This is a genomic window from Bradyrhizobium sp. S3.3.6 (genome assembly GCF_040546905.1).
Lineage (GTDB): Bacteria > Pseudomonadota > Alphaproteobacteria > Rhizobiales > Xanthobacteraceae > Bradyrhizobium > Bradyrhizobium cytisi.
In genome coordinates this window covers 177,778-201,019 of sequence record NZ_JBEPOT010000008.1, presented here as the reverse complement: position 1 = coordinate 201,019, position 23,242 = coordinate 177,778, and the positions used below count along the sequence as shown (strand labels likewise).

The 23,242-nt window shown below is 64.0% G+C and carries 20 protein-coding genes; 10 read left to right on the top strand and 10 right to left on the bottom strand.

Annotation, left to right across the window (positions count from 1 at the left end; genetic code table 11):
* Positions 1–6 precede the first annotated feature (6 nt).
* Both tcuA and tcuB read left to right on the top strand, forming a co-directional pair.
* Positions 7–1,398, top strand: a complete 1,392-nt coding sequence (gene tcuA, locus ABID59_RS23460) for an FAD-dependent tricarballylate dehydrogenase TcuA (protein WP_354084942.1) — start codon at positions 7–9, stop codon at positions 1,396–1,398.
* Positions 1,385–2,491, top strand: coding sequence for a tricarballylate utilization 4Fe-4S protein TcuB (gene tcuB / locus ABID59_RS23455; RefSeq protein ID WP_354084941.1), 1,107 nt, complete (start codon positions 1,385–1,387; stop codon positions 2,489–2,491). The genes tcuA and tcuB overlap by 14 nt, the downstream gene beginning before the upstream one ends.
* 3 nt (positions 2,492–2,494) lie before the next feature.
* Here the strand turns inward: tcuB and ABID59_RS23450 are convergent, their stop codons facing one another.
* Positions 2,495–3,184 carry an alpha/beta hydrolase gene (locus ABID59_RS23450; RefSeq protein ID WP_354084940.1) on the bottom strand — a complete coding sequence of 230 codons (690 nt, stop codon included), beginning with the start codon at positions 3,182–3,184 and terminating at the stop codon, positions 2,495–2,497.
* Positions 3,177–6,584: an acyl-[ACP]--phospholipid O-acyltransferase gene (locus ABID59_RS23445; protein WP_354084939.1), complete on the bottom strand. Its 3,408-nt coding sequence runs from the start codon at positions 6,582–6,584 to the stop codon at positions 3,177–3,179. Before ABID59_RS23445 ends, ABID59_RS23450 begins: the two co-directional genes overlap by 8 nt.
* Before the next feature lie 671 nt (positions 6,585–7,255).
* Here ABID59_RS23445 and ABID59_RS23440 point away from each other — a divergent pair.
* On the top strand, positions 7,256–7,876 hold the full coding sequence (locus ABID59_RS23440; protein ID WP_354085043.1) for a TetR/AcrR family transcriptional regulator: 621 nt from the start codon (positions 7,256–7,258) through the stop codon (positions 7,874–7,876).
* Positions 7,877–7,885: 9 nt separating this feature from the next.
* Here the strand turns inward: ABID59_RS23440 and ABID59_RS23435 are convergent, their stop codons facing one another.
* From ABID59_RS23435 to ABID59_RS23425, 3 genes are all read right to left on the bottom strand, one after another.
* Positions 7,886–9,193, bottom strand: coding sequence for a GGDEF domain-containing protein (locus ABID59_RS23435; protein ID WP_354084938.1), 1,308 nt, complete (start codon positions 9,191–9,193; stop codon positions 7,886–7,888).
* A 235-nt stretch (positions 9,194–9,428) separates the two neighbouring features.
* On the bottom strand, positions 9,429–10,733 hold the full coding sequence (pncB, locus tag ABID59_RS23430) for a nicotinate phosphoribosyltransferase (RefSeq protein ID WP_354084937.1): 1,305 nt from the start codon (positions 10,731–10,733) through the stop codon (positions 9,429–9,431).
* A gap of 79 nt (positions 10,734–10,812) precedes the next feature.
* The gene (locus ABID59_RS23425; RefSeq protein ID WP_354084936.1) at positions 10,813–11,733 is read right to left on the bottom strand and encodes a LysR family transcriptional regulator; all 921 of its coding nucleotides are present in this window, start codon (positions 11,731–11,733) and stop codon (positions 10,813–10,815) included.
* A gap of 106 nt (positions 11,734–11,839) precedes the next feature.
* On the opposite strand from ABID59_RS23425, the gene pcaH reads away from it, so the two are divergent.
* Together pcaH and pcaG are read left to right on the top strand one after the other, a co-directional pair.
* Entirely contained in the window at positions 11,840–12,622 is a 783-nt protein-coding gene (pcaH, locus tag ABID59_RS23420) for a protocatechuate 3,4-dioxygenase subunit beta (protein WP_354084935.1), read from the top strand.
* A 4-nt stretch (positions 12,623–12,626) separates the two neighbouring features.
* Positions 12,627–13,253, top strand: a complete 627-nt coding sequence (pcaG, locus tag ABID59_RS23415; RefSeq protein WP_354084934.1) for a protocatechuate 3,4-dioxygenase subunit alpha — start codon at positions 12,627–12,629, stop codon at positions 13,251–13,253.
* A 24-nt stretch (positions 13,254–13,277) separates the two neighbouring features.
* On the opposite strand, the gene ABID59_RS23410 is transcribed toward pcaG, so the two are convergent.
* Positions 13,278–13,892: a LabA-like NYN domain-containing protein gene (locus ABID59_RS23410; protein ID WP_148755412.1), complete on the bottom strand. Its 615-nt coding sequence runs from the start codon at positions 13,890–13,892 to the stop codon at positions 13,278–13,280.
* A 534-nt stretch (positions 13,893–14,426) separates the two neighbouring features.
* Entirely contained in the window at positions 14,427–14,816 is a 390-nt protein-coding gene (locus ABID59_RS23405; protein WP_354084933.1) for a nuclear transport factor 2 family protein, read from the bottom strand.
* A 120-nt stretch (positions 14,817–14,936) separates the two neighbouring features.
* Between ABID59_RS23405 and ABID59_RS23400 the strand changes: the two genes are divergently transcribed.
* A complete protein-coding gene (locus ABID59_RS23400; protein WP_502916826.1) occupies positions 14,937–15,887 on the top strand; it encodes a GlxA family transcriptional regulator in 951 nt (316 codons plus the stop codon).
* Positions 15,888–15,981: 94 nt separating this feature from the next.
* Positions 15,982–16,371, top strand: coding sequence for an SPW repeat protein (locus tag ABID59_RS23395; RefSeq protein WP_354084931.1), 390 nt, complete (start codon positions 15,982–15,984; stop codon positions 16,369–16,371).
* An 8-nt stretch (positions 16,372–16,379) separates the two neighbouring features.
* On the opposite strand, the gene ABID59_RS23390 is transcribed toward ABID59_RS23395, so the two are convergent.
* The gene (locus ABID59_RS23390; RefSeq protein WP_148755416.1) at positions 16,380–17,285 is read right to left on the bottom strand and encodes a helix-turn-helix domain-containing protein; all 906 of its coding nucleotides are present in this window, start codon (positions 17,283–17,285) and stop codon (positions 16,380–16,382) included.
* A gap of 51 nt (positions 17,286–17,336) precedes the next feature.
* On the opposite strand from ABID59_RS23390, the gene pobA reads away from it, so the two are divergent.
* Entirely contained in the window at positions 17,337–18,509 is a 1,173-nt protein-coding gene (gene pobA, locus ABID59_RS23385; RefSeq protein ID WP_354084930.1) for a 4-hydroxybenzoate 3-monooxygenase, read from the top strand.
* Between the two features lie 29 nt (positions 18,510–18,538).
* Here the strand turns inward: pobA and ABID59_RS23380 are convergent, their stop codons facing one another.
* A complete protein-coding gene (locus tag ABID59_RS23380) occupies positions 18,539–20,689 on the bottom strand; it encodes a CHASE2 domain-containing protein (protein ID WP_354084929.1) in 2,151 nt (716 codons plus the stop codon).
* 19 nt (positions 20,690–20,708) lie between these two features.
* Positions 20,709–21,377 carry a hypothetical protein gene (locus tag ABID59_RS23375; RefSeq protein WP_354034670.1) on the bottom strand — a complete coding sequence of 223 codons (669 nt, stop codon included), beginning with the start codon at positions 21,375–21,377 and terminating at the stop codon, positions 20,709–20,711.
* A 265-nt stretch (positions 21,378–21,642) separates the two neighbouring features.
* Between ABID59_RS23375 and ABID59_RS23370 the strand changes: the two genes are divergently transcribed.
* Together ABID59_RS23370 and ABID59_RS23365 are read left to right on the top strand one after the other, a co-directional pair.
* Positions 21,643–22,584 (top strand): methyl-accepting chemotaxis protein, encoded by a 942-nt coding sequence (locus ABID59_RS23370; RefSeq protein ID WP_354084928.1) that lies wholly within the window; start codon positions 21,643–21,645, stop codon positions 22,582–22,584.
* Positions 22,585–22,733: 149 nt separating this feature from the next.
* A complete protein-coding gene (locus ABID59_RS23365; protein ID WP_354034667.1) occupies positions 22,734–23,180 on the top strand; it encodes a hypothetical protein in 447 nt (148 codons plus the stop codon).
* Positions 23,181–23,242 lie beyond the last annotated feature (62 nt).

Here is a 23,242-nt window from a genome sequence, read left to right as displayed (position 1 = left end):
GACGGCATGGGCAGCAAATACGATGTGCTGGTGATTGGCGGCGGCAACGCGGCGCTGTGCGCAGCGATCAGCGCCCGCCGCGGCGGTGCCTCGGTGCTGGTGCTCGAAGGTGCGCCAAAGTTCTATCGCGGCGGCAACACCCGTCACACCCGCAACATGCGTTGCGCCCATGACGCCGCGACCGAAATCCTGACCGGTCCCTACACCGAGCAGGAGTTCTGGGAGGATCTCCTGCTCGTCACCGGGGGACAGACCGACGAGGTGCTCGCCCGCCACATGATCCGGGAGTCCAAGGACATCCTGAACTGGATCGTGGAGCAGGGCGTGCGCTGGCAGCCGTCGCTCGGCGGCACGCTGAGCCTGGGCCGCACCAACTCGTTTTTCCTCGGCGGCGGCCGTGCGATGCTGAATGCGCTCTATCTCACCGCCGAACGGCTCGGCGTCGACGTCGAATACGACGCCGAGGTCACCGACCTCGTGATCGAGGACGGCATGTTCGTCGCCGCGCGCCTGAAGCGGCCGGTCAACGGCGAGACCGAGATCCGCGCGACCTCGCTGGTCGCCGCGGCCGGCGGGTTCGAAGCCAACATCGAATGGCTGAAGCAATATTGGGGCGAGGCGGCAGACAATTTCCTGATCCGCGGCACGCCCTATAATCGCGGCTCGATCCTGAAGATGCTGCTCGACAAGGGCGTGCAGGAGGTCGGCGATCCCACCCAGTGCCACGCGGTCGCGATCGACGCCCGCGCGCCGAAATTCGACGGAGGCATCATCACGCGGCACGACTCCGTCGTGTTCGGCATCGTCGTCAACAAGCATTCGCAGCGCTTCTACGACGAAGGCGAGGACATCTGGCCGAAGCGTTACGCGATCTGGGGCCGGCTGGTTGCGGCGCAGCCCGACCAGATTGCTTACATCATCTTCGATTCCACTGTCGTCACGAGCTTCATGCCGACGCTGTTCCCGCCGATCGCCGGGCAGACGATCGCCGAGCTTGCAGCCAAGCTCGACCTCGACCCGGCCGCGTTGGAAAAGACCATCATCGAATTCAACGCCGCCGTGCGGCCCGGCACTTTCGACCACACCATTCTCGACGATTGCGTGACCGAAGGCATCACGCCGCCCAAGACGCACTGGGCGCGGCGGATCGAGACGCCGCCTTATCTCGCCTATCCGGTGCGGCCCGGCATCACCTTCACTTATCTCGGCACGCGCGTAGACAAGCAGGCGCGGATGCTGATGGCTGACGGCAAGCCGTCGGCCAACATGTTCGCCGCCGGCGAGATCATGGCTGGCAACGTGCTCGGCAAGGGGTATGCCGCAGGCATGGGCATGACCATCGGCAGCGTGTTCGGGCGGATCGCAGGACGGGAAGCGGCGAAACATGCACGGAACTAGAATTTTGGACGAAGCCGACCGTCTGATGACGGTCTGCAATTCCTGCCGCTACTGCGAGGGTCTTTGCGCAGTGTTTCCCGCGATGGAGATGCGACGCGCGTTCTCCGATGGCGATCTCAACTATCTCGCCAACCTCTGCCATTCCTGCGGTGCCTGCTATGTCGACTGCCAGTTCTCGCCGCCGCACGAGTTCAACGTCAACGTTCCGAAGACGCTGGCGGTGGCGCGCGCCGAATCCTATGCTGCTTATGCGTGGCCGCAGGCGCTGTCCGGAGCTTTCGCACGCAATGGACTCGTGATCAGCATCGTTGCCGCACTCAGCATGGCCGCCTTCATCCTCGGCTTTGCGGCCCTGAACGACCACAATGTGCTGCTTGGCGTGCACACCGGTCCCGGCGCGTTCTACAAGCTGATGCCGCACAATGCGATGGCTGCGCTGTTTAGCGCTGCCTTTCTCTATGCGATCCTCGCGCTGGTCATGAGCGTTCGCACGTTCTGGCACGATATCGGCGCACCGATCGGCGGCCGGCCTGACGGCGGCTCGATATTCCAGGCCATCCGCGACGCCGGCGAGCTGCGCTATCTCCATGGCGGCGGGGTCGGTTGCTACAACGAGGACGACACGCCGACCGATCGGCGCAAGCTTTTCCATCACCTGACGTTCTATGGCTTCCTGCTGTGCTTTGCCGCGACCTCGGTTGCCACGCTGTATCACTATCTGCTCGGCCGCGAGGCGCCGTATCCGTGGTGGGATCTGCCGGTCGTGCTCGGCACGCTCGGCGGCATCGGTCTCGTCGTCGGCCCCATCGGGCTGCTCGTCGCCAAATCGCGCCGCGCGCCCGAGCTTCTCGACGAGACCAGCTACGGCATGGATGTCGGCTTCATCGCCATGCTGTTCCTGACCGGCCTCACCGGCGTGCTGCTTCTGCTCCTGCGCGAGACCGCCGCCATGGGTCCGCTGCTGGCGCTGCATCTCGGCGCGGTGTTCGCGCTGTTCATCACCATGCCCTATGGCAAGTTCGTGCATGGCATCTACCGCTTCGCGGCGCTGGTGCGTTACGCGCAGGAGCGGCGCAGCGAAGCCGGCTCTTGAGATTCAAGCAGAATGGAAGCGGCCGTCGTGCAGAAACGCGATCGTCTGCTCGATCGCTGCGGCGTGACGCGGCAGTCCGGTGTGCGATGCCTTGACGACGACGTGGTCGGCCATGCCAGCCAGCTTCGCGCTCGCAACCGAAACCCGTCCGTCGTTGGGGCGTGGCAGAACAAAGGCCGACGCGATCGGCGCGATGGTGCGGCATCCGGCGATGATACCAATCGCATAATCGGGTGACGGCAGGTCGGCGAGCACCGGGTCCTGGGTGGTGGTCAGCTGCAGGCCGGCCGGGCCGAAAGCGGCACGGTAGAGTGACAGGTCCTTCAGGAGATCGGCGACCTCGCTGCCGCCATTGGGCGTGCCCAGCATCACGACGCGGCCAAGCCGCACCGGCCGGTATCGCGCGATGTAAACCCGCGTCAGCAGTCCGCCCATGGAATGGGCGACGAAGTGGATCGCGCCCTCGCATTGTTCGGCAAATGCGGCGATCGGCGCCTGGATCTCCTCCGCGAGTGCCTCAAGCGGCTTCTTGCGGCTGGAGTAGTCGAGATTGAGCGTCGCGAAGCCGCGACGCTGGAGCGCTCGATCCAGCTTCTTCAGCGTCCAGGAGCCGACACCGATGCCATGCAGCAGTACCACGCCGTCGCACAGCGCATGCGCTGGTGCGACGGCCGTGGGCTGCGTGTCAGGCAACTTCGCGCTCCGATGCTGCCGTTGCCTGCTCGCGGGCCATCGTCGTTGCCGTAACATAGTCGGTCTTGCCGGTGCCGAGCAGCGGCACCTTGTCGACCACCATGATCGTCGCGGGGACCGTCAGCTCGGAGGCGCCGATCGCCTTGGCCTGGGCCTGCATCGTGCTGCGCTCGGCATTCTTCTCCGTCGTCAGCAACACGATGCGCTCGCCCTTGCGCTGGTCGGGGATCGACACCGCGACCGATACGGCCTGCGGCCACAGCGTCGTCGCGATGCTCTCGACCGCCGACAGCGAGACCATTTCGCCCGCGATCTTGGCAAAGCGCTTGGCGCGGCCCTTGATGGTGATGAAGCCGGCCGCGTCGATCGCCACGATGTCGCCGGTATCGTGCCAGCCGTCGGCAAGCGGCTCGAGCACGCCGGGATTTTCGGCCCTGAGGTAACCGAGCATCACGTTCGGTCCGCGCACCGACAGGCGTCCGCCTTCCTCGATTCCGGGGACCGGATCGAGCCGGCTTTCCATCAGCGGCGACAGGCGGCCGACAGTGCCGGGACGGTTGGCCATCGGCGTGTTCATCGCCAGCACAGGCGCCGTCTCGGTGACGCCATAGCCTTCGAGGATGCGGATGCCGTAGCGCTCCATGAATACCTGCCGCGTGCGGTCCTTGACCGCTTCGGCGCCGGCGATCACCAGCCGCAGCGTGCGGAAGTCGTAGGCGTGCGCCGAACGCGCGTAGCCAGTGAGGAACGTGTCGGTGCCGAACAGGATCGTGGCGCCGGTCTGGTAGATCAGCTCGGGCACAATGCGGTAGTGCAGCGGCGAGGGGTACATGTAGATCGGAATGCCGGCGAGCATCGGCATCATCATGCCACCGGTCAGCCCGAAGGAGTGGAACACCGGCAGCACGTTGAACACCTTGTCATTGGCGTTGGCGTCGACCCGCGCCAGCGCCTGCGCGGCGTTGGCGAGGATGTTGCGGTGGGACAGCACCACGCCCTTGGGCGTACCTTCCGAGCCCGACGTGAACAGCACGACGGCTGGATCGTTGGCCTGGCGGGCAACGCGCGGCGCGCTGCCGGCGAGCAGGCCCTTGAGCTTGTCGGCAGTACCGATCGAGGCGCGGACGTCCTCGAGATAAACGACGCGCGCCTCCGCGGAGATCGCTGTCATCAGCTTGTCGAGCTTGCCCTTCTCGATGAACGCCTTTGAGGTCAGCACCGTCTTGACCTGTGCAGCCTTCATGGCGGCGAGGACGTTGACCGGGCCGGCGGAGAAGTTGAGCATCGCTGGCACGCGGCCGATGCTCTGCAGCGCCATGAAGACGACGGCGACGCCCGCGGAGTTCGGCAGCAGCACGCCGATATTTTCGCCGGCCGAGGTGCCGGCTTCGAGCTTGCGGCTCAACACCTGCGCACCGAGGATCAGCTTGCGATAGGTCAGCCTGATGCCGAGGGCATCCTCGACGATGACCTTGCCGGTATCGCGGTCGCGGTAGGCGTGGCCGAGCGCCTCGAACAGCGTGTGGTCGAGCATGGCGTTCTTGACCATCGCATCGATCATCACGTCCTGGAGCGCCGCGCCCGCAGCATTGCGGCGCGCCTTGCCCTTCAGCGCCGGATCGACCGGAAGCTTGACCGGCGGCAGGATCGTCACCGTCACCCGCGGAAACCACGAGCGCTTGATCTGGCTAGAGTTGAGGTAGCTGAGATGCGAGCGCTGGGCGCCCTCGATGCGAACCGGCACGACGACGGCGTCGGCCTTGTCGGCGATCATCGCGGTACCGTCATAGACCTTCATCAGCGAGCCGGAGACCGTGATGCGTCCTTCCGGGAAGATGACGACCGGTTCGCCAGCGGCGACGAGCTTGATCAGGTCGCGTGCGGCCAGCGGCTTGCTCGGGTCCATGGTGTAGTGCTTGACCACACGCAGGAACGGCTTGGCCCACCACGCCTTGGAGATCCCGGTATCGACCGCGAAGCTCGCGTCGATCGGCAGCACGGCGTGCAGCAGCGGGCCGTCGATCAGGCTGACATGATTGGGCGCGATCAGCATGCGCGTGCCTGATGGCGGCAGGTTCTCGAGCCCGCGCACCTCGGTGCGGAACAGGGCGCGGAAGAAGAGCCCGCCGAAATCGCGCACGCCCTCCTTGCCCCATTTCGTCAGCACGAACCACACCGCGCCGAAGCTTGCGACACCCAGGCCGAGGAAGATCCAGCCGACATGCAATCCGGCCGCCTGCAGCAGCGCGACGAATAGCGAGCCGACCACCATGAAGGCGGCCTGCAGCACGTTGCCGGCAGCGATGATGCGGGCGCGCTCGTTCGGCGCCGACCAGGCCTGCACCGCGGCGAAGGACGGAACGACGAACAGCCCGCCGCCGAAAGCGAAGGCGACGAAGTCGATCAGCATGCGCAGGCCCGCAAATGAGGTTGCGAAATCGACCGCGGCGATGTCGTCCGCCTTCACGGTGACGCCGATGGCCCAGGCAAGATCGATGCCGGCAAATCCCATCATGATGGCACCGATCGGCACCAGCGCGAGGTTGGGACGAACGTGGCTCAGGCTGGCCGCAAACAGCGAGCCGATGGCGATGCCGATCGCGAAGATCGCCAGGCACAGCGTCACCACGCCTTCGCTGCCACCGACGACGTCCTTGACCAGCGCCGGCAGCAGCGACAGCACGATCGCGCCGACCAGCCAGAACCAGGAGACGATCACCGTGCCGTCCCACAGTCGGTGATCCGCATGGAGCGTCTTCAACAGGCCGAACGTCGAGGTCCAGGGATTGGCATCGACGGGCAGATCGGGCGCGGAGGGCGTTGTTTGCGGAATGCGGGAGGCAAAGGCCCACGACAACAGGGCCAGCACGACCACGGCCGATGCGACCCAGCCCATATGGGCGGAGCCGGCCACGAACTGGCCGCCGGCGACGGTGCCGAGCAGGATGGCCATGAAGGTCGCGCCTTCGACCAGCGCGTTGCCGGTCGCGAGCTCACCGAGTTCGAGCTGGTCCGGCAGCATGGAGTATTTTACGGGGCCGAACAGGGCGGCAATGATGCCAAACAGCGCAAGCGCCGCGAACAGCAGCGGCACCGAGTGCAGGAAGAAGCCGGCGGCGGCGAAGGCCGCAGCGAAGATCTCGGTGAATTTCAGCCGTCTTGCGACGACCGATTTGACGTATTTGTCGGCGAGCTGGCCGCCGAGCCCGGACAGGATGAAATAGGGGAAGATAAAGACGGCGCCTGCGACCGTCACCAGCGCATCGCCGTGGCCGGTCGTGGCGCTGTAAAGCAGGATGATGACGAGTGCGTTCTTGAGCACGTTGTCGTTGAGCGCCGAGAAGAATTGCGCCCAGAACAGCGGCGCAAATCGGCGTGACGACATCAAATCCCTGATCATGACGAGTCCTGTTTTGGAAGAGCAGCCTGAAGGTGTTGCGTTATCGGTGAAACGTCACGACCGGAAGGGTGTGGGAGGAACGATTGCAGGGTGACGACGGTCATCGGCCTGCTCTGTCCCCTCGGTCCCTCCGATCCTGTTGGTCTCCAAGTGGTCTCGTCAGGTTCGCAAATATCCGGTTGCGGCCGCGGTTTCGGGCGGAAATGCCGCGCTTACGGGGATTGCCCTTGCCGATAAGCAAAAGCTGAATCGTCTCTCTCTCACAACCGCGGGATCGGCCACGAATGTCCGGACATAATAAGTCTTTGTTGCGGCCTGTCCTCGCATTCGAACCGACTCGCATGCGCACCGGTTTCTCTTCAGGTGAGGTGAGCGAGGTGGCGAAAGGGGTTTAAGCGGCCGAGCACGCTGAAGCGGCGGCGCTCGTGGCGGGAACGGGTGGTCCGCCACATCCGGAAGGTCGCGCGGCGCCCAGCGAGCACGCCGGCAATATCGCAAGCATTCGCGATCCGATCGATCGGGGCCATGACGACCCGCAGCAGGGCGCGGCCGGAGCCGCTCAAGAGAGCCGTGGCGTCGTCGACGAAGGTGGAGGCGATATCGACAGCGAGGGTTTGCATTTTGCAGGTCTCCGGGTTAGTTTGAACAATGTTCACGTGAGTAGCTTTAAAATGAACAATGTTCAAGAAGAATCATTGCGGGACCAGAAAAAAAATCGACGGCGTCTCCAGATCCTGGAGATCGCCCGCAGCATTATTGCGACTAAAGGATTGAGATCGTTGAAGGTTCGAGACGTGGCCGAGGCCGCCGGCTGCTCGGTCGGCAGCGTCTATAACGAGTTCGGCGACTTCGACGGGGTGATCCTGACGGTCAATCGGGAGACGGTTCAGGCGTTGACGGTGCGGCTGGGCCGGGTTCCGGCTGAGGACCCGGTCCGCCAGCTCTATGGTCTCGCCGAGACCTATCTCGAATTCTTCGCCGACAACGCCAATCTGTTGCGCTCGCTGTTCGAGCATCGGATGGAGGACGACCGTCCTTATCCCGACGACATTCTTCAGATGGTGATGGACGCCTTCGCGTTGATGCATCCGCCTCTGGTGCGTTTGCTACCGGATGCGGATGACGTGAAGATCGCACTGCTGTCGCGGACGTTGTTTTCCGCAGTGCATGGGATCATCTCGCTCGGCCTCGAAGAACGCATGGTCGCCGTGCCGCCGGAGATGCTGCGCCAGCAGGTCACGCATTTCCTGGACGCGCATCTCCTGGGTCTCGGGATCTTGCCGGGACAATAGCGGTGACGCTCACGCGCGGGCAGCTTCCCGCGCCGGCGCAGCGACGAGAGCGACGTCCGGCTTTCCGTTGTCGACTTGAACCCGGTTACGCCCCTTTTCCTTGGCGCGATAGCAGGCGGCATCCGTCCGGCGCATCGCCTCCTCGAGCGTGGTGTTGGCGTCGGCAATGCAGGCAACGCCGATGCTGGCGGTCACCGCAAAATAGCGATCGTCCCAGGCGAAATTGAACATCTCGAGTGATCGCCGCAGCCGCTCGGCGATATCGACGGCGTCGTACGGCGCGCATTGCGGCAGGATCAGGCCGAACTCGTCACCGCCGAGCCGTGCGACCAGATCGTGCGGCCGCCGGTCCTGCTGCAGCAGGCGCGCGACCTGACACAGCAGTCGATCCCCGGCAAGATGGCCGCAGCTGTCATTGACGCTCTTGAACTGGTCGAGGTCGAGCAGGATCAGGCTGAGTGAATTTTCGCCGCTATCATCGAGCTCCCTCTGCAGGCGCGCCTCGAAGGCCCGCCGGTTGGCGATGCCGGTCAACCAGTCATGCGAGGCCTGAAAGGCGAGGCGCTCCTTCTCGGCACGCAGCGCATCCTCGAACGCCTGCCGCTGTAGCACCAGTCGTCGCGTGTGCCAGATCAGGAGCAGGATCAGGATCGCGGCGGTGGCGATGTTGAGCCATGTCAGCGTCAGCTTGATGGCGCGGGAGCCTTCGCCGAGCACGGTCGAGAATCGCTCGGCATGCCCTGTGAACTGCCTGTTCAGCTCCGAGAGGCGGGACGATAGGAATTGCAGACGGTCGCTGTCCCTGACGGGACCGTTTTTTAGTTCACTCTTGATGACTTCACCGAAGACGCTGAGTTCCAGCAGCATCGGATCGGTGGCAGCCCACTCCCGGATCGCTTCGCGGAGGAAGCTGACTTGGTTGAAATAGCGGAACAGCCAAATCAGGCCGGGGACGTCATCTGGATGGTTGCCACCCTGCAGGAAGCCGATGCGCGCGAGCTCGACGTCGACCGGATCGCCCTCGAGTGCCCATCTCGCGTATTCGTCGCCGATCGGGACGGCGAGCGAGGTCTGATATTGCGCGAACTGGCTGGCCTGGCCCGAATGCAGATAGAGATTGAGGAAATAAACGGCGTTCTTCTGCGAGCGCGACCACATCGCCTCGCCCGCGACATAGGCGCGAACCGATGACATCACCTCTAAGCTGAATCCCGCGATCGCCGCCTGAAGCATGACGACCGTCACGAAAGGCGAGACAAGCTTGATGACGTGAAGGAAGCTGCGTTCCTTCGCCGACGTTGCTGTTCTGCAAAACACCCTGCGTTCCCCAAATCGCTCAACGATCCCAGCGGAGCGTTCCGCTCATAACGCGAATGAGGCGGGAACGCTGCTTAACTCGACCTGGAAAAGCCGAGAGATTGTCTTGCAGGGTGAAAGCGTTGTGAAACGGATGCGCGCAGATCGCTGCAAATGCCGCTGAGCCGGAACCCGCGCACCGATGCCGCGAATCCGACTCCCGCGATTTACTCGATTGAGAGAATTTGGATCGGGACTAGACCAGCACAGGCTTGCGCACGCGGCCGGCATCGCCGAACACGCGCAAATAGCGCTCGATCTCCGAGGGAAGACCGGTTGCCTTCTCCGGATTGTCGGAGAGCTTGACGGCCGGATGTCCGTCGACCGATGACACCTTGCACACGATCGAGATCGGATCGAGATCGAATGAGCCATCCGGCGCGCAGCCGACGAAATCGTTGGTGAGATTGGTGCCCCAGCCGAACGAGAGCCGCGAGCGGCCGGCGAAGTGGTGATAGGTCTCCTCGATCGAGCCGACATCCATCGCGTCGGAGAACACGAGCAGCTTGTCCTTGGGGTTGCGGCCCTTCTTCGCCCACCATGCGATGATCTCTTCGCCGGCCTGGATTGGCGGCGCGCTGTCGGGGCGGAAGCCGGTCCAGTCCGCCACCCATTCCGGCGCATCGCGCAGGAAGGCTTTGGTGCCGAAAGCATCCGGCAGCGCGATCAGCAGATTACCGCCATAGGTCTGACGCCACTGGTCGAGAACGCGATACGGCGCCCAGCGCAATTCTTCGTCGTCCTTGGCGAGCGCGGCGGCGACCATCGGCAGCTCATGCGCATTGGTGCCGATGGCTTCGAGATCGTTGTCCATCGCCAGCAGCACGTTGGAGGTGCCGATGAAGGACGAACCCAGGCCCTCCTTCACCGCTTCTACGCACCAGCGCTGCCACAGGAAGCCGTGGCGGCGGCGGGTGCCGAAGTCGGACAGCCGCAAATTTTCCAGCTCGCGCAGCCGCTCCACCTTGGTCCATAGCTTGGCCTTGGCGCGGGCATAGAGCACGTCCAGCTCGAAGCGGCCGCGGCCCTTCATCGCCGAACGCGAGCGCAATTCGTTGAGGATGGCGAGCGCTGGAATTTCCCACATCGTGGTATGGGTCCAGGGCCCGTGGAAATGCAGCTCATACTGGCCCTCGACCTTGCGCAGCTCGTATTCGGGAAGGCGGAATTCGGCGAGCCAGCGGATGAAATCCGCGGAGAACATGTGCGTCTTGCCGTAGAAGGTGTTGCCGGCGAGCCAGATCAACTCCTTCTTGGTGAAGCGGATGGTGCGGGCATGATCGAGCTGGGCGCGCAGCTCGCCCTCGTCGATGATCTCGGCAAGGCGCACATGGCGCGAACGATTGATGACCGAAAACGTCACCTGTTGATCCGGGTATGATTCCCGAATCAGCTGTAACATCAACAGCTTATAGAAGTCGGTATCAAGCAGGCTGCGGATGATGGGATCCAGCCGCCAGCTGTGATTGTAGGTTCGGCTCGCGATATCGGTCACTGTCATGTGGGAATTCTAGCGTGGCTCTCCCTGCGCAACCAGTGGGTTTGGCGAGGGGCGGGCTTCCGAAACTTGGGACGGGGTCTCAAGTCTCCGCGGCGGTCGCGGCCACGGCTTCGAGTTGGGCCCTGATCCAGCGATGCGCCGGGTCCTTCTGATAGCGCTGGTGCCAGACCATGAACATCGGCAGTTCGGCCAGCGTTCGCGTGCGTGAGGCCAGCGGTATCAGCGCATGCGCGAAGCCACGCATCACGCCGGAGGCCAGCAGGCTCGGCATGCTCGCCAGCATCTGCGTCCCGCGCAGGAACGACGGCACGCCGGAGAAGCTCGGCACGGAGATGGCAATGTCGCGGTGGAAGCCGTTCGCGGCGAGCCGGCGGTCGAAATCGAGCCGCTCGTTGTCGGTATAGACCACGGTGATGTGGCGCGCTGCGAGATAGCCGCTACGGCTGCCTGGTGCGGTGCGCGCCTTGGGATCGTAATAGCAGACGTAATGATCCCGCAGCAGCCGCTTTTGCACAATGTCGATGCCGGACGGCGGCAGCGGTGTGATCAGGAGATCGCAACGATTCTCGCGCAGCATCGCAGGCGAGGGCGACTGCGATGGGATTAGACGCAGATTGAGGCTCTTCACCTGCGCGGCGACATGTCCGAAGAAGCGCGGCAGCAGCAAATCGCGCTGAAGGTCGTTGGCAGCGATCGTCAGCGAGAGCTGCGCGCTCGCCGGCTCGAACGTGACACCGCCTGCGAAGCTGCGCATCTCGTCGATCAGCGCCCGCGCTTTTGCGGCCAGCGCCTGGGCGTGGGCGGTCGCGACAATGCCACGGCCGGATTTGGTGAAAAGCGGATCGCCGGCGATCCGCCGCAACTTGTTCAGGGCGTGACTGACGGCCGACTGTGTCAGGCCGAGCCGGGTTGCGGCAGCCGTCACCGAACCTTCCTCCAGCACGGCGAGGAACAGTTCGAGGGCGTGGCCGTCGAGCGCCAAATGATCGATTTTTTTCATGCAATATATTATAATCGATCTATTTATCTGTGGAATAGGCCGGCCCATGATCTCCCGATAGGCCGTGCGCCAGGACCGGCCGCAGCCAAAGGGAGAGACAACGCCGATGAATGCCCAGGCGCCAGCCTTAAGGGATCGCCGCCTCAACGCTCCCGAGCCGTTCACGCCGCGTGACGGCGGCTTCTTCCAGCGCGACCGCGCCATCCACCCGCCGGCCTACGCGCCCGGCTACAAATCCTCGGTGCTGCGCTCGCCGCGCCAGCCGCTGCTGTCGCTGGAGAGCTCGGTCTCGGAGATCACGGGGCCGGTGTTCGGCCACAACGATCTCGGCCCGCTCGACAACGATCTGATCCGCAACTACGCCAAGGACGGCGATCCCGTCGGAGAGCGCATCATCGTCCACGGCCGCGTGCTGGACGAGACCGGCCGCGGGGTGCCGAATACGCTGGTCGAGTTCTGGCAGGCCAATGCCGGCGGCCGCTACCGGCACAGGAAGGACACGTATCTGGCGCCGATCGATCCGAATTTCGGCGGCTGCGGCCGTGCTCTGACCGACGACACCGGCTATTACTACTTCCGCACCGTGAAGCCTGGGCCCTATCCCTGGCGCAACTTCGTCAACAGCTGGCGCCCCGCCCACATCCATTTCTCGGTGTTCGGCTCGGGCTTTGCGCAGCGGCTGATCACGCAGATGTACTTTGAGGGCGATCCGCTGATCCCGGTCTGCCCGATCCTGACGACGATCCCGGACAAGGACGCGCTCGATCGCCTGGTGGCGCCGCTCGACCTCAACGCCTCGACGCCGTTCGACTCACTCGCCTATCGCTTCGACATCGTGCTGCGCGGCCAGCGCTCCACCTATTTCGAGAACCGTCCCGAAGGGAACTGAGCCCATGCCGCAGCCGCTCAACTATCTCAAGGAAACCGCCTCGCAGACCGCCGGACCCTACGTTCATATCGGCCTGATCCCGGCCATGGCCGGCTTCGACATTTTCGAGAAGAACTTTTCCAACGTGCTGGTGACGCCGAACACGAAGGGTGAACGCATCACGCTGGAAGGGAGGGTGATCGACGGCAGCGGCACGGTGCTGCGCGACGTTCTTTTGGAGATCTGGCAGGCCAACGCGGCCGGCCGCTACAACCATCCGGCTGATCGTTCGGCCGGCGCGCTGGACGAGGACTTCCGCGGCTGGGGCCGTGCCGGCTCCGATTTCGAGAGCGGACTCGTCACCTTCGAGACCATCAAGCCGGGTGCGATCGTCGACAGGGCCGGGCGCAAATGCGCGCCGCACGTCAACATCTGGATTGTCGCCCGCGGCATCAATATTGGGCTCAACACCCGGCTCTATTTCTCCGATGAAGAGGCCGCCAACGCCGCCGATCCCGTGCTCAATCTGGTCGAGCCTCCGGTGCGTCGCAACACGCTGATCGCCACCCGCAGCGAGCGCGCCGGCAAGGCCGTATATTCCTTCGCGATCAATCTGCAGGGACCGGACGAGACGGTGTTCTTCGACGTCTGACGATCCAGGATCGTCAGGCCCAGATTATTCCAGCTGGTCGCTTCGATTCACCGTTCCGCGCGCGATGAATTGCGGCGGTTGCTGACGCATCTCGCGCGATCCCGGCCGTTCCGCCGGATCGCGCCCCACTCTCGGCTTCAGTTCCGCCAGGTCAACGAAGATGTCCGCCTGTCGGCGCAGTTCGTCGGCGATCATCGGCGGCTGGCTGGCCAGCGTGGAGATGACGGTCACCCGGACGCCGCGGCGCTGCACGGCTTCCACCAGCGAACGAAAATCTCCATCGCCTGAGAACAACACGATCTGATCGACGTGCCCGGCGAGCTCCATCGCCGTCACGGCGAGGTCCACGTCCATGCTGCCCTTCACCTTGCGGCGGCCGGTGGTGGCGTCGACAAACTCCTTGGTGAGCTTGGTGACGACGGTATACCCGTTATAGTCGAGCCAATCGATCAATGGGCGGATTGACGAGTATTCCTGATCGTCAATGAGTGTCGTGTAGTAGAAGGCCCGCAGCAACACGCCTCGGCCGCGAAATTCGCTGAGCAGACGCCTGTAATCGATGTCGAAACCGAGCGCCTTGGAGGTGGCATAGAGATTGGAGCCATCGATGAAGAGCGCGATCTTCTCAAACGAAGACATTAAGCACGAAACTCCAGTTTCGCATGGAAGCCGGCAGCTTCGACCGCGAGGGCTCGATGTGTCGGCCGGGAAAACACTGAGGTCGCTGACGGCTTGCTGAAAAAGCAGCGCAGACGACCGGACAGGGTGTGGCCGTCTTGCGCCAAGGTTAGGGAGGTCCGTGCCACCAGCGTCTGGGGCGCCGAATGCAGCCACGATAAGGCGTGCGCATTCCGCGCTCAATCGTACGGAGGTAAACGAATTCTATCCAAAGGGTTGGTCGCTCTATACCAAGGTAAGTAGAAGCGCCGGGAATAGTGGCGGGCCCGGTCCGAATTCGCCTGATCCCGGCTATGGCCGCCTTCGATTTTCGAGCGACGAGCGCGCTGTCATGGTCGTATATTCTTCGCGATCAACTTGCAGGGGCCGGAGAAGGTCTTGTTCTTCGATGTTTGCTTCACGTGATCAGGAATGAGCCGGCCGCATCCGATGGTGAGGCCGGCTCTCTTGTCGTGGTGAAGCTTGCACCGCCGAGCTCCGTCGGTGACGCGCCAACTAAAATCCGGTCGGTCCCACCGCTCCGACCCAGCGCTTGACCTTGGTGGGATCTTTTTCGTCCATATAGAAGAAATGGGCCATCGTCGGTCTCACGGGTTCGATGCTGGGATCGTCGAAGCGCATCGCGACCTTGCCGTGGAAGATCTTGAGCTCAGGGCTGTCCCAGTACTCGACGACGTTATGCAGCGCGGTGAAGCCACGGTCGATGAACTGCCGCAGATTGTTGCGGATCGCCTCGCGGCCGTGCCAGTCGGCAACGCCGAGATTGCAGATCGCATCGTCGGCGAAACAGTCAAAACCCTTGCCAAAGGTCTTGTCGTCGATCTCCTTCCACATCGCGAGAAGCCATTCCGGCGGGGCGGTCTTGGTAAAAGTCTTCGTGGTCATGGTCTCTCCTCGAGGCTGGACAGCGGCAACATAACCGGGCACGTTTTGGCGCAAATGCCAAAGACCCCTCGTTTCTCGCCAAGCTCCATTTCTCGTGCCACGCGGAGTTCCGTGCGCGTGATCGAAGTGCTGGCTTATCCATCGGTACAGCTGCTCGACGTCACCGGACCGCTCCAGGTGTTCGCGACCGCCAACGAGCAGATCGTGGAAGCCGGCGGAACGCCGCCTTATGCGCTTCGCGTGGTGGCGAAAGATCGCGCGCGGGTGACGGCGTCCTCGGGACTGGCGATTGCAACGGAGCCGCTGCCGCGCGCCGGCAGCGGGCTGGACACGTTGGTTGTCGCAGGTGGTCCGGGTGTCGATCTCGCCGCTTCCGATCCGGTGCTGTTGGACTGGCTGCGGCAGCGCGTGAAGAAGGCGCGGCGCGTGGCGTCGGTTTGCACCGGCGCATTTCTGCTCGGTGCATCCGGCGCGCTCGACGGACGCCGTGCGGTGACCCATTGGTCGTATTGCGCCGAGCTCGCGCGGCGTTTCCCGGCCGTGCGCGTCGAGCCAGATCCGATCTTCGTGCGCGATGGCTCGATGTGGACCTCGGCGGGCGTAACCGCCGGCATCGATCTGGCGCTGGCCCTGGTGGAGGAGGATCTCGGCCGCACCACCGCGCTGGCCGTGGCGCGTTATCTCGTCGTCTTCCTCAAGCGGCCGGGCGGGCAGGCGCAGTTCAGCGAGGCGCTGTCGCTGCAATCCGCCGAGGATGAATTCGGCGTGTTGCACCAATGGATCAGCAAGCATCTCGCCGGCGATCTCTCTCTGTCCAGACTGGCACACGAGGCCGGCATGAGCGAGCGCAGTTTCAGCCGCCATTATGCCAAGGCGACCGGACTGACGCCGCTGCGGGCCATCGAGCGGTTGCGGGTGGAAGCTGCGCGGCGAATGCTGTCGGAGACGCGCCTGCCGGTGAAGCGGATATCCCAGCGCTGCGGTTTCGGGTCGGAGGAGACCATGCGCCGCAGTTTTCTGCGCGTGCTGGCCACGGCGCCGCAGGACTATCGTCGTCGGTTCGGTTCCTGAGCGAGACCAAAGTCTAGCCGGTCAGCCCACGGCGAATGGGAACCAAATCGCTTCCCGATCTTTGCTCCGACGGGTCCTCCGCGGAGGGTGTGTCATGAGCAGGCTGCAAGAGCGCGAAACTGTCCCTGACGTCTATAATCTGTTTCTCGCCGCCGTTCTCTTCATATCGCCATGGCTGTTCAAATTGACAAATAGTCAGGGCAAGATCGACCTCTGGGTCACGAGCGCGATCATCGTCGTGCTCTCGCTGGCAGCCATCATCGCTTACCGGGACTGGGAGGAATGGATCAACGTCCTGATGGGCGTCTGGCTCGTCGCGTCGCCCTGGCTGCTCGGATTTCCGCATACGCGGGCGATGCATCTGAGCATCGGCTTCGGCGTCCTCATCGTGCTGCTGGCGCTGCTCGATCTCTTCCTGCATTACGAGAAGCGGCATCCGGACGAAGCGCCGGTGGAATCCGCGCAGGAGCGAGCGCACCAGTAACATGTGGATCAGCCTTCATCGCCATGAATCTGAGCGCGAAAGGCGCGCGGTGACAGCCCGGTGGCTGCGGCGTAGACCCGGCTGAAATAGGCGGGGTCCTCGAAGCCGAGCGCATAGGCGATCGTCGAGACCGGAAGATTTGTATAGACGAGGTTGCGGCGTGCCTCGCGGATCAGCCGGTTCAGGATAAGGTGCGAGGCGGTATCGCCGGTTGCCGCGCGCGTGATGCGGTTGAGATGGGTCGGCGTGATCGCCAGCGCGTTCGCGTAGTCCGCAACGGTCCGGCGCTCCAGATGATGCTGTTCGAGCAGGGCTTCGAAGCGGCGGAACAGATTTGATTCAGAGCTGCTGCTGGTGCCGCTCTCGGCTGTAAGCGCTCGTGCCACGAGGCCGATCATGGCGGCCGACAGCGCGCGCAGCACATGCGCGCGGCCGAAATCGCGCGCAGCGTGCTCGGCAAAGATCTGTTTCATCGTCGCGCGGATCTGCGGCGTGCCGCGAACGACGGCCGATCGTGACAGCACGCCGCGCAGGCCCTCGGCGGCGAGCAGTGCCTCGTCCAGGATTTCCGCGGCGATGGTCAGAACCCAGCCCTGGGTCTCCCGCACGAAACGGAAGCCGTGGACATGGCCGACCGGCACGTTGACGATCTGCATCGGCCTGAGCGGCACCACGCGTCCGTCGAGTGTCGCCTCGCCGCCACCGCGCTCGATCAGCAGCACCTGGTGCAGCCGGGCGTGGCGGTGCACGGCGAGCGTCCAGTCATGCAGCACCGAGCGCGACGCAATCGTCTCGCAATGGACGACGTCCGGCAGGTCGCCGGCTTCGCCGAACAGATTGTAGACCCGGATGGCCGGGGCGGGGGCTGCGGTTCTCATGTTCGAATAGTACAAGACAATGGCGAAAGCCTCCATCGGTACAGGCGGCGGAATCTGCAAAAAAAGTGCCGACGGGAGGCCGGAAAAATGAAAGTTCAGGTTTGCATCATCGGCGGCGGGCCGTCCGGGCTGCTGCTGTCCCAGCTCCTGCACCTGAAGGGCATCGATACCATCGTGCTGGAGAAATACAGCCGCGAGCACGTGCTGGCGCGCATCCGCGCCGGCGTGCTCGAGCATGGCTTTGCCCGGCTGATGCGCGAGGCGCAATGCGGCGAGCGGATGGACCGCGAGGGCGAGATCCACAACGGCTTCGAGATCGCCCATGACGGCGTGCTCTCCCATGTCGATCTAAACAAGCATTCCGGCGGCAATTCGGTGCTGGTCTACGGCCAGACCGAGCTGACGCGCGACCTCTATGAGGCGCGCGACCGGCTCAGTGGCAAGGTCGTGCATAATGCCGGGGACGTGACGCCGCATGATCTGACCTCCGACCGGCCCTACGTGACGTATCGATCGAACGGCGAGACCGTCCGCGTTGATTGCGACTACATCGTCGGCGCCGACGGATTTCACGGCGTCAGCCGCAAATCGATCCCGAAGGATGTGCTGCGTGAATATGAAAAGGTCTATCCGTTCGGCTGGCTCGGCGTGTTGTCGCGGACCAGGCCGGTGTCGCCTGAGCTCATCTACGTGAAGCATGCGCGCGGCTTTGCGCTCTGCTCGCTGCGCTCACAGGTGCTGAGCCGCTATTACCTCCAGGTGCCGCTGACTGACAAGGTCGAAGACTGGTCGGACGATGCATTCTGGGCGGAGCTGAAGCGTCGCCTGCCCGATGAGGTCGCAGACCGCTTGATCACCGGCCCCTCGATCGAAAAGAGCATCGCGCCTTTGCGCAGCTTCGTCGCCGAGCCGATGAGCTATGGCCGACTGTTCCTCGCCGGCGATGCCGCCCACATCGTGCCGCCGACCGGCGCGCGCGGGCTGAACAGCGCCGCTTCCGACATCTATTACCTCTACCACGCGATGCTCGCGCACTATCAGGATGGCGACGATTCCGGGCTGGCGGGCTATTCCGCCAAGGCATTGGCGCGGATATGGAAGGCGCAGCGCTTCTCGTGGTGGATGACGATGCTGCTGCACCGTTTCCCCGATCGTTCCGAGTATGAAGATCGTCTCCAGCAGACCGAGCTGGAGTACCTGTTGTCGTCCGAGACGGCGCAGCGGCTCTTGGCGGAGAACTATGTCGGGCTGCCGTTCTAGGCTCCCCCGGCGGACGGCAAGTTCTGCGGCTACTTCCCTTCCAGCGTATTCACCGCCGTCCAGTTGGCCGGCGGTGGATGCGCCGCCAGTGTCCGCGCACGCTTGGCAAAATATCGGCACGGCGGATCGTCGCCGGCGGCGCTCTCGAACAGCTCGGCCGCTTTGGCGAAGTCGCGCGCACGCCAGCACGCAAGCCCGCTGGCGTAAGTTGCCGTGCGGATGCCCTGCTCCTGCGTCTCGTGGTTCTTCTCGGCGAGCGGCTCGTACACCCTGATCGGCTCGTCGCGTCCCTGCACCCTGACCATGTCGAGCTCGCGCCAGGTGTGGGCGCTGCGGCTCTGGTTCACAGTCATCTCGGACGCCATGATCACGGTGCCAAAGTATTTGTTGGCGCCTTCGAGCCGCGAGGCGAGGTTCACGGTATCGCTCATGACGGTGTAGTTGAAGCGCCGGCGCGAGCCGATATTGCCGACCACGGCTTCGCCGCTGTTCAACCCGATGCGGTGGGCGAGGCCGCGGCCACGGAACGCGGGATGGCTTTCGTTGAGCTCCTCGAGCCGGTCGCGGCATTGCAGCGCGGCGGCGACCGCGTTGCGTGCATGATCGGGATCGTCGGCCGGCGCGCCGAACATCGCGACGATGGAATCGCCGATATATTTGTCGACATAGCCGCCGTGGCTTTCGATAATGTCGGTCATGTCGGAGAGATAGTCGTTCATCAGCGCGACCAGCTCGCTTGGCGTCATCTTCTCGGCGATCGAGGAGAAGCCGCTGAGGTCAGAGAAGAACATGGTGATGTTGCGCATCTCGCCCCCGAGCACGGGCATCTTGCCGGAGGCGACCATGCCGTCGATCACCTCGGGTGCGAGATAGAACGCAAAGCTCTTGCGCAGGAAGCGCTCCTCGCGGTCGGCGATCACGAAGCGGTAGCCGATCATCATGGCGAGCGCTGCGAGACCGGCGAGCACGGGCTCGGTCAGGGGCAGCGCGATGGCATGCGCGAATGTGCTGACGGCGACAGCAGCGTAGGCGACGGTGAGCCCAAGCCAGGTAACCGCCGCGCCGGTCGGAGCGAGCAGGCAGGCGGCAGCGGCAATGATCGCCGCGAAAACAATTGTCAGGATCGTCCGCAGCGGGAAGCCGAGCTCGGTGATGGCATCATGCTCGAGCAGATTTCGCACGACCGTGGCGTGAACGAAGACGCCGGCGACCGCGTTGCGGGCTTGTTGCGCGGTGCTTGCAGACGCGGGCAGGGCGCATCGCGACCCGGGTGTCCCGTCATATCCGCTGGCCAGGCGCATTGAGGTGAGCTTGCGGTCTTCGAAATTGAGGATGCTGCCGAGCAGCACGATCTTGCCCTCGAAGGCGCGGCGGAAGAACTCGGTGTCGCCCTTTTCGACGCAGGCGCGCAAATCGGCGAAGGAATAAGTGGGGACGTCGCGGCCCATGCCGCGGAAATTGAGCGTGAGCGTGTTGGTGACCGCGCTCGGGATCGCGTAGCCGGACAATTTCGTTACGCCGATCGACCCGGTCTCGGGCTTGGCACCGAGTGCGCGCGCGGCGAGCTCGACGGCCATTGCGGACACTGGCTGGCCCGCGATGGAAAAGCTTAGCGGCATTCGCCGGATTACGTCGTCGGCGTCGGTATGGACGTTGAGGGCGCGGATGTTGTCTTTCACCGCCAGTTGCTGCGCGCGATCCGGCCGCTCCGGATGGTCGTTGCTGAGAATTTCGCCGAGCACGAGCTTGCCGCTGTCGGAGAGCTTCCGCACGGCGATAAGGTAGTCCCGGTCAAATCCCTTCAAACGGCTGCCGAACGACGCGTCGCCGAACGGAATCGCCGATTGCTCGATCGAGCTTTGAAAGATCACGTCGAAGCCGATGACCTTGGCGCCCCCGTCAGTGATACTTCCGAGCACCCGGCCGATCTCGCGCGTCCATGTCTGCGTCGGCGATCCCTTGAAGGGCGGCGTGTCGTAGGTCTCCCCATCGATGGCCACGACGACGACCGGTGATGTCGCGGGATCGCGGCGGTCACCGATGAGCTTCCAGCGCAAGGCCGTGAGGATGTCGAGCGAGAGCCCTTGCAGCGTCTGGAGCGGCGGAGACGTGAAAGTTGCGCCCGTAACGAGCGCTATCATGATCGCCGCAACGATGTCCCACCTGCCGATCCTCCGCATCGTTGCTGTCGCTGGCCGGCTATTCGAGCCGAAGCAGACGGCCGACGATCGGCGTCGGCGACGAGGTCGCGCTGGCGTCGACCTGGAAGGTGTAGCGCTTGGTGCCGAGCTTCGCGAGATAGCTGCCGCCCGGCGTCAGCGACTTGCCGGCTTTCGAGAGGTCATAGAATTTTCCGGCGATCATGATGTCGTTCTTGAGCGGGAGGCTGATCGTGGGCTCCTTGCCGTCGGTGCGTTCGATCACCAGCGTGCTGCCGCTTTTGGCCTGAATCAGTGGCGCGGTGCCGTAGATCGTCGGCAGCTTGGCCGGCGCACTGTTGGCATCGGATCGCATGGTGCGGAACGTGGTTGCCGCGCTCTGGTTCGCCTCGCGCTCGGAGAGCTGCGCGGCGTTGGCGTCGCAGGGCACCTTGACGCGCTGGACGTTGCCGAGTTGCACGGTGCTTTGCTCCGCGCCGACCAGCACGACGCCCTCGGTGATGGTCTCGCGCAGGCAGGATTTCAGATAGCTGAGCGTGATGCCAGCCTTGGGGCCGAGCTTGATGATCTTGCCGGGCGCCACGTAGTCCATGAATTCGATGCCGTCGACCTTGCCCTGCACGTCCTCGACGATGGCGGCGGGCGTCTCGGCAATGGCGGGAGCCGCGAGGCAAAACACGCCGGCGATCGCGCCGATCAGGCTTCTCATGACTTTTTTCATCCAGTTCGAACAAGATACCCGAGTGATCCACGTGCCAGCGGGAGCCTAGCAGGGGATCGCCCAAGCAAGTGTGATCAGAATCACTCTTGGTATTGGTGCACCCTGGCAGGAACAGGTTCAAACCGGTGATGGCAGAAAACGGCGCCGCGGCAAACCGTGACTCTAGACGCGATGGCGCGATGGCAGACGGCCGGGGCGGCTTCGCCCGCGGTCCAGGTCCGGATGGCTCCCGGCCGCGCTTATATGTGCGACGGTGGCCTCTGGTTTCGGCAACGGCGTCGCAGCTTGCCCGGCGGCGGCCCAGCTCAGGGACGCGCAGCGCGAGTTCGGCGGCGACATCGGCCAGATCATCCGCGCGCTGTCGGCGATCCTGAACGATGCAAGTGGCGTCGTCGGTCACGGCCGCACGCTGTTCGGTAGCGAGAACGGTTCTTCCGCCTCGTTCCTGACCCGCATCAAGCAGACGCTGGCTCACGCCTCGACCCTGATCGGCACTTGCGAGAGCGCCGGACGCTCGGTCGACCAGGCGCTCGCGGTCGTCGAGGATACGCTGGCAAAATTCCGTCAGGCCATTGCGGGACTGGCGGAAGCCACGGTCGACATCACCCTGATCGGCATGAATGCGGGCCTCAAGGCGAGCCATCTCGGCAGCCGCGGCAGCGCTTTCGTCGTCATCGCGAACGAGCTCAAGACGACCGCCGATCAGGTCTCGGCCGGCGCCGGCCGCTTGCGGCCCGTGCTCGACGGCATCGAGCGCTCCGCCAATGAGTTGAAGGAGCTTCGCGTCCAGGGCGATCCCACGCAGCTCACCAATCTGGAGCCGCAGATCCTCCGGGCGCTGCGCGAGGTCGAGGCCGGTAACGAGCGGCTCGGCAAGCTTATGAGCCGGCTCGTCGACGAAGGTGCCGAATTCGAGGGCCTGATGAATTCGGCGCAAGGCCTGATGAGCTCGCTCGGCGAGTCTTCTGCGACGTTGCCCGCCGTCGCTGCGCGCCTGGAGACGGCAAGCGCAGGCGCGCATCGGCCGCGTCCGCAGGACGAGGCGCTGCTCGACGATCTGTTCGCGCGCTACACGATGGAGCGGGAGCGCGACGTCCACCGGGAATTTTTGCAAGCCCTCGGGCTGTCGTCGAGCGCCGCGGCCCGCCGGGTCGAGGCGGTCGTGCCTGCGGATGACGGCATCGAATTGTTTTGAGTTTGCAGCCGGCGTCGCGCATGCGGCACCGGAAATTTGACGAATTGGTTTTGCAAGGCATTAACCGTGCCGGAATACGCGCCGCATCAGTCATTGTCGCGCCCCAGAGTTCGTCGCAAATACGTTTGAATTTTACGACGGATGTTTTCATGCTGAGAGACGGCAAATACGCTGCCTGGTTCAGAACCCCGCGTGGCCAGGGCACAGGCCTTGTCGAATTGATCGAGGGGCGGATCTCGGGCTGCGACAGCTTCTTCACCTATGGCGGCTCCTATCAGGTCGATCAGCAACGCTTCACGGCTGTCCTGGCAGTGAAGCGCCATACCGAAGGCAATCCGAGCGTGTTTGGTCCTGATGAGGTCGAGGTCAATCTGACCGGCCTCTGCAGCGGCGCGATGGCGACGTGCTCGGGCACGGCGCGAGAGGCGCCGGAGGTCAGGTTCGAGTGCACGCTGATCTACAGCCAGGAAGAAGCGCTTGCAGCCGACGCCAGATGCGCGGTCGTCAAGCTCAATCCCGACAAGCTGCCCAAGGGGCTGGACAGCCGGTCGCGGCCGCGGCCGCCGTTTACGCCCTCCAGGCCTCCCGCGTCCTGATGTGTCCTGCGCCTTAGCTTTGCGTTGACGCTGTTGCCGCGAAAGCGCCTGAAGACCGCACC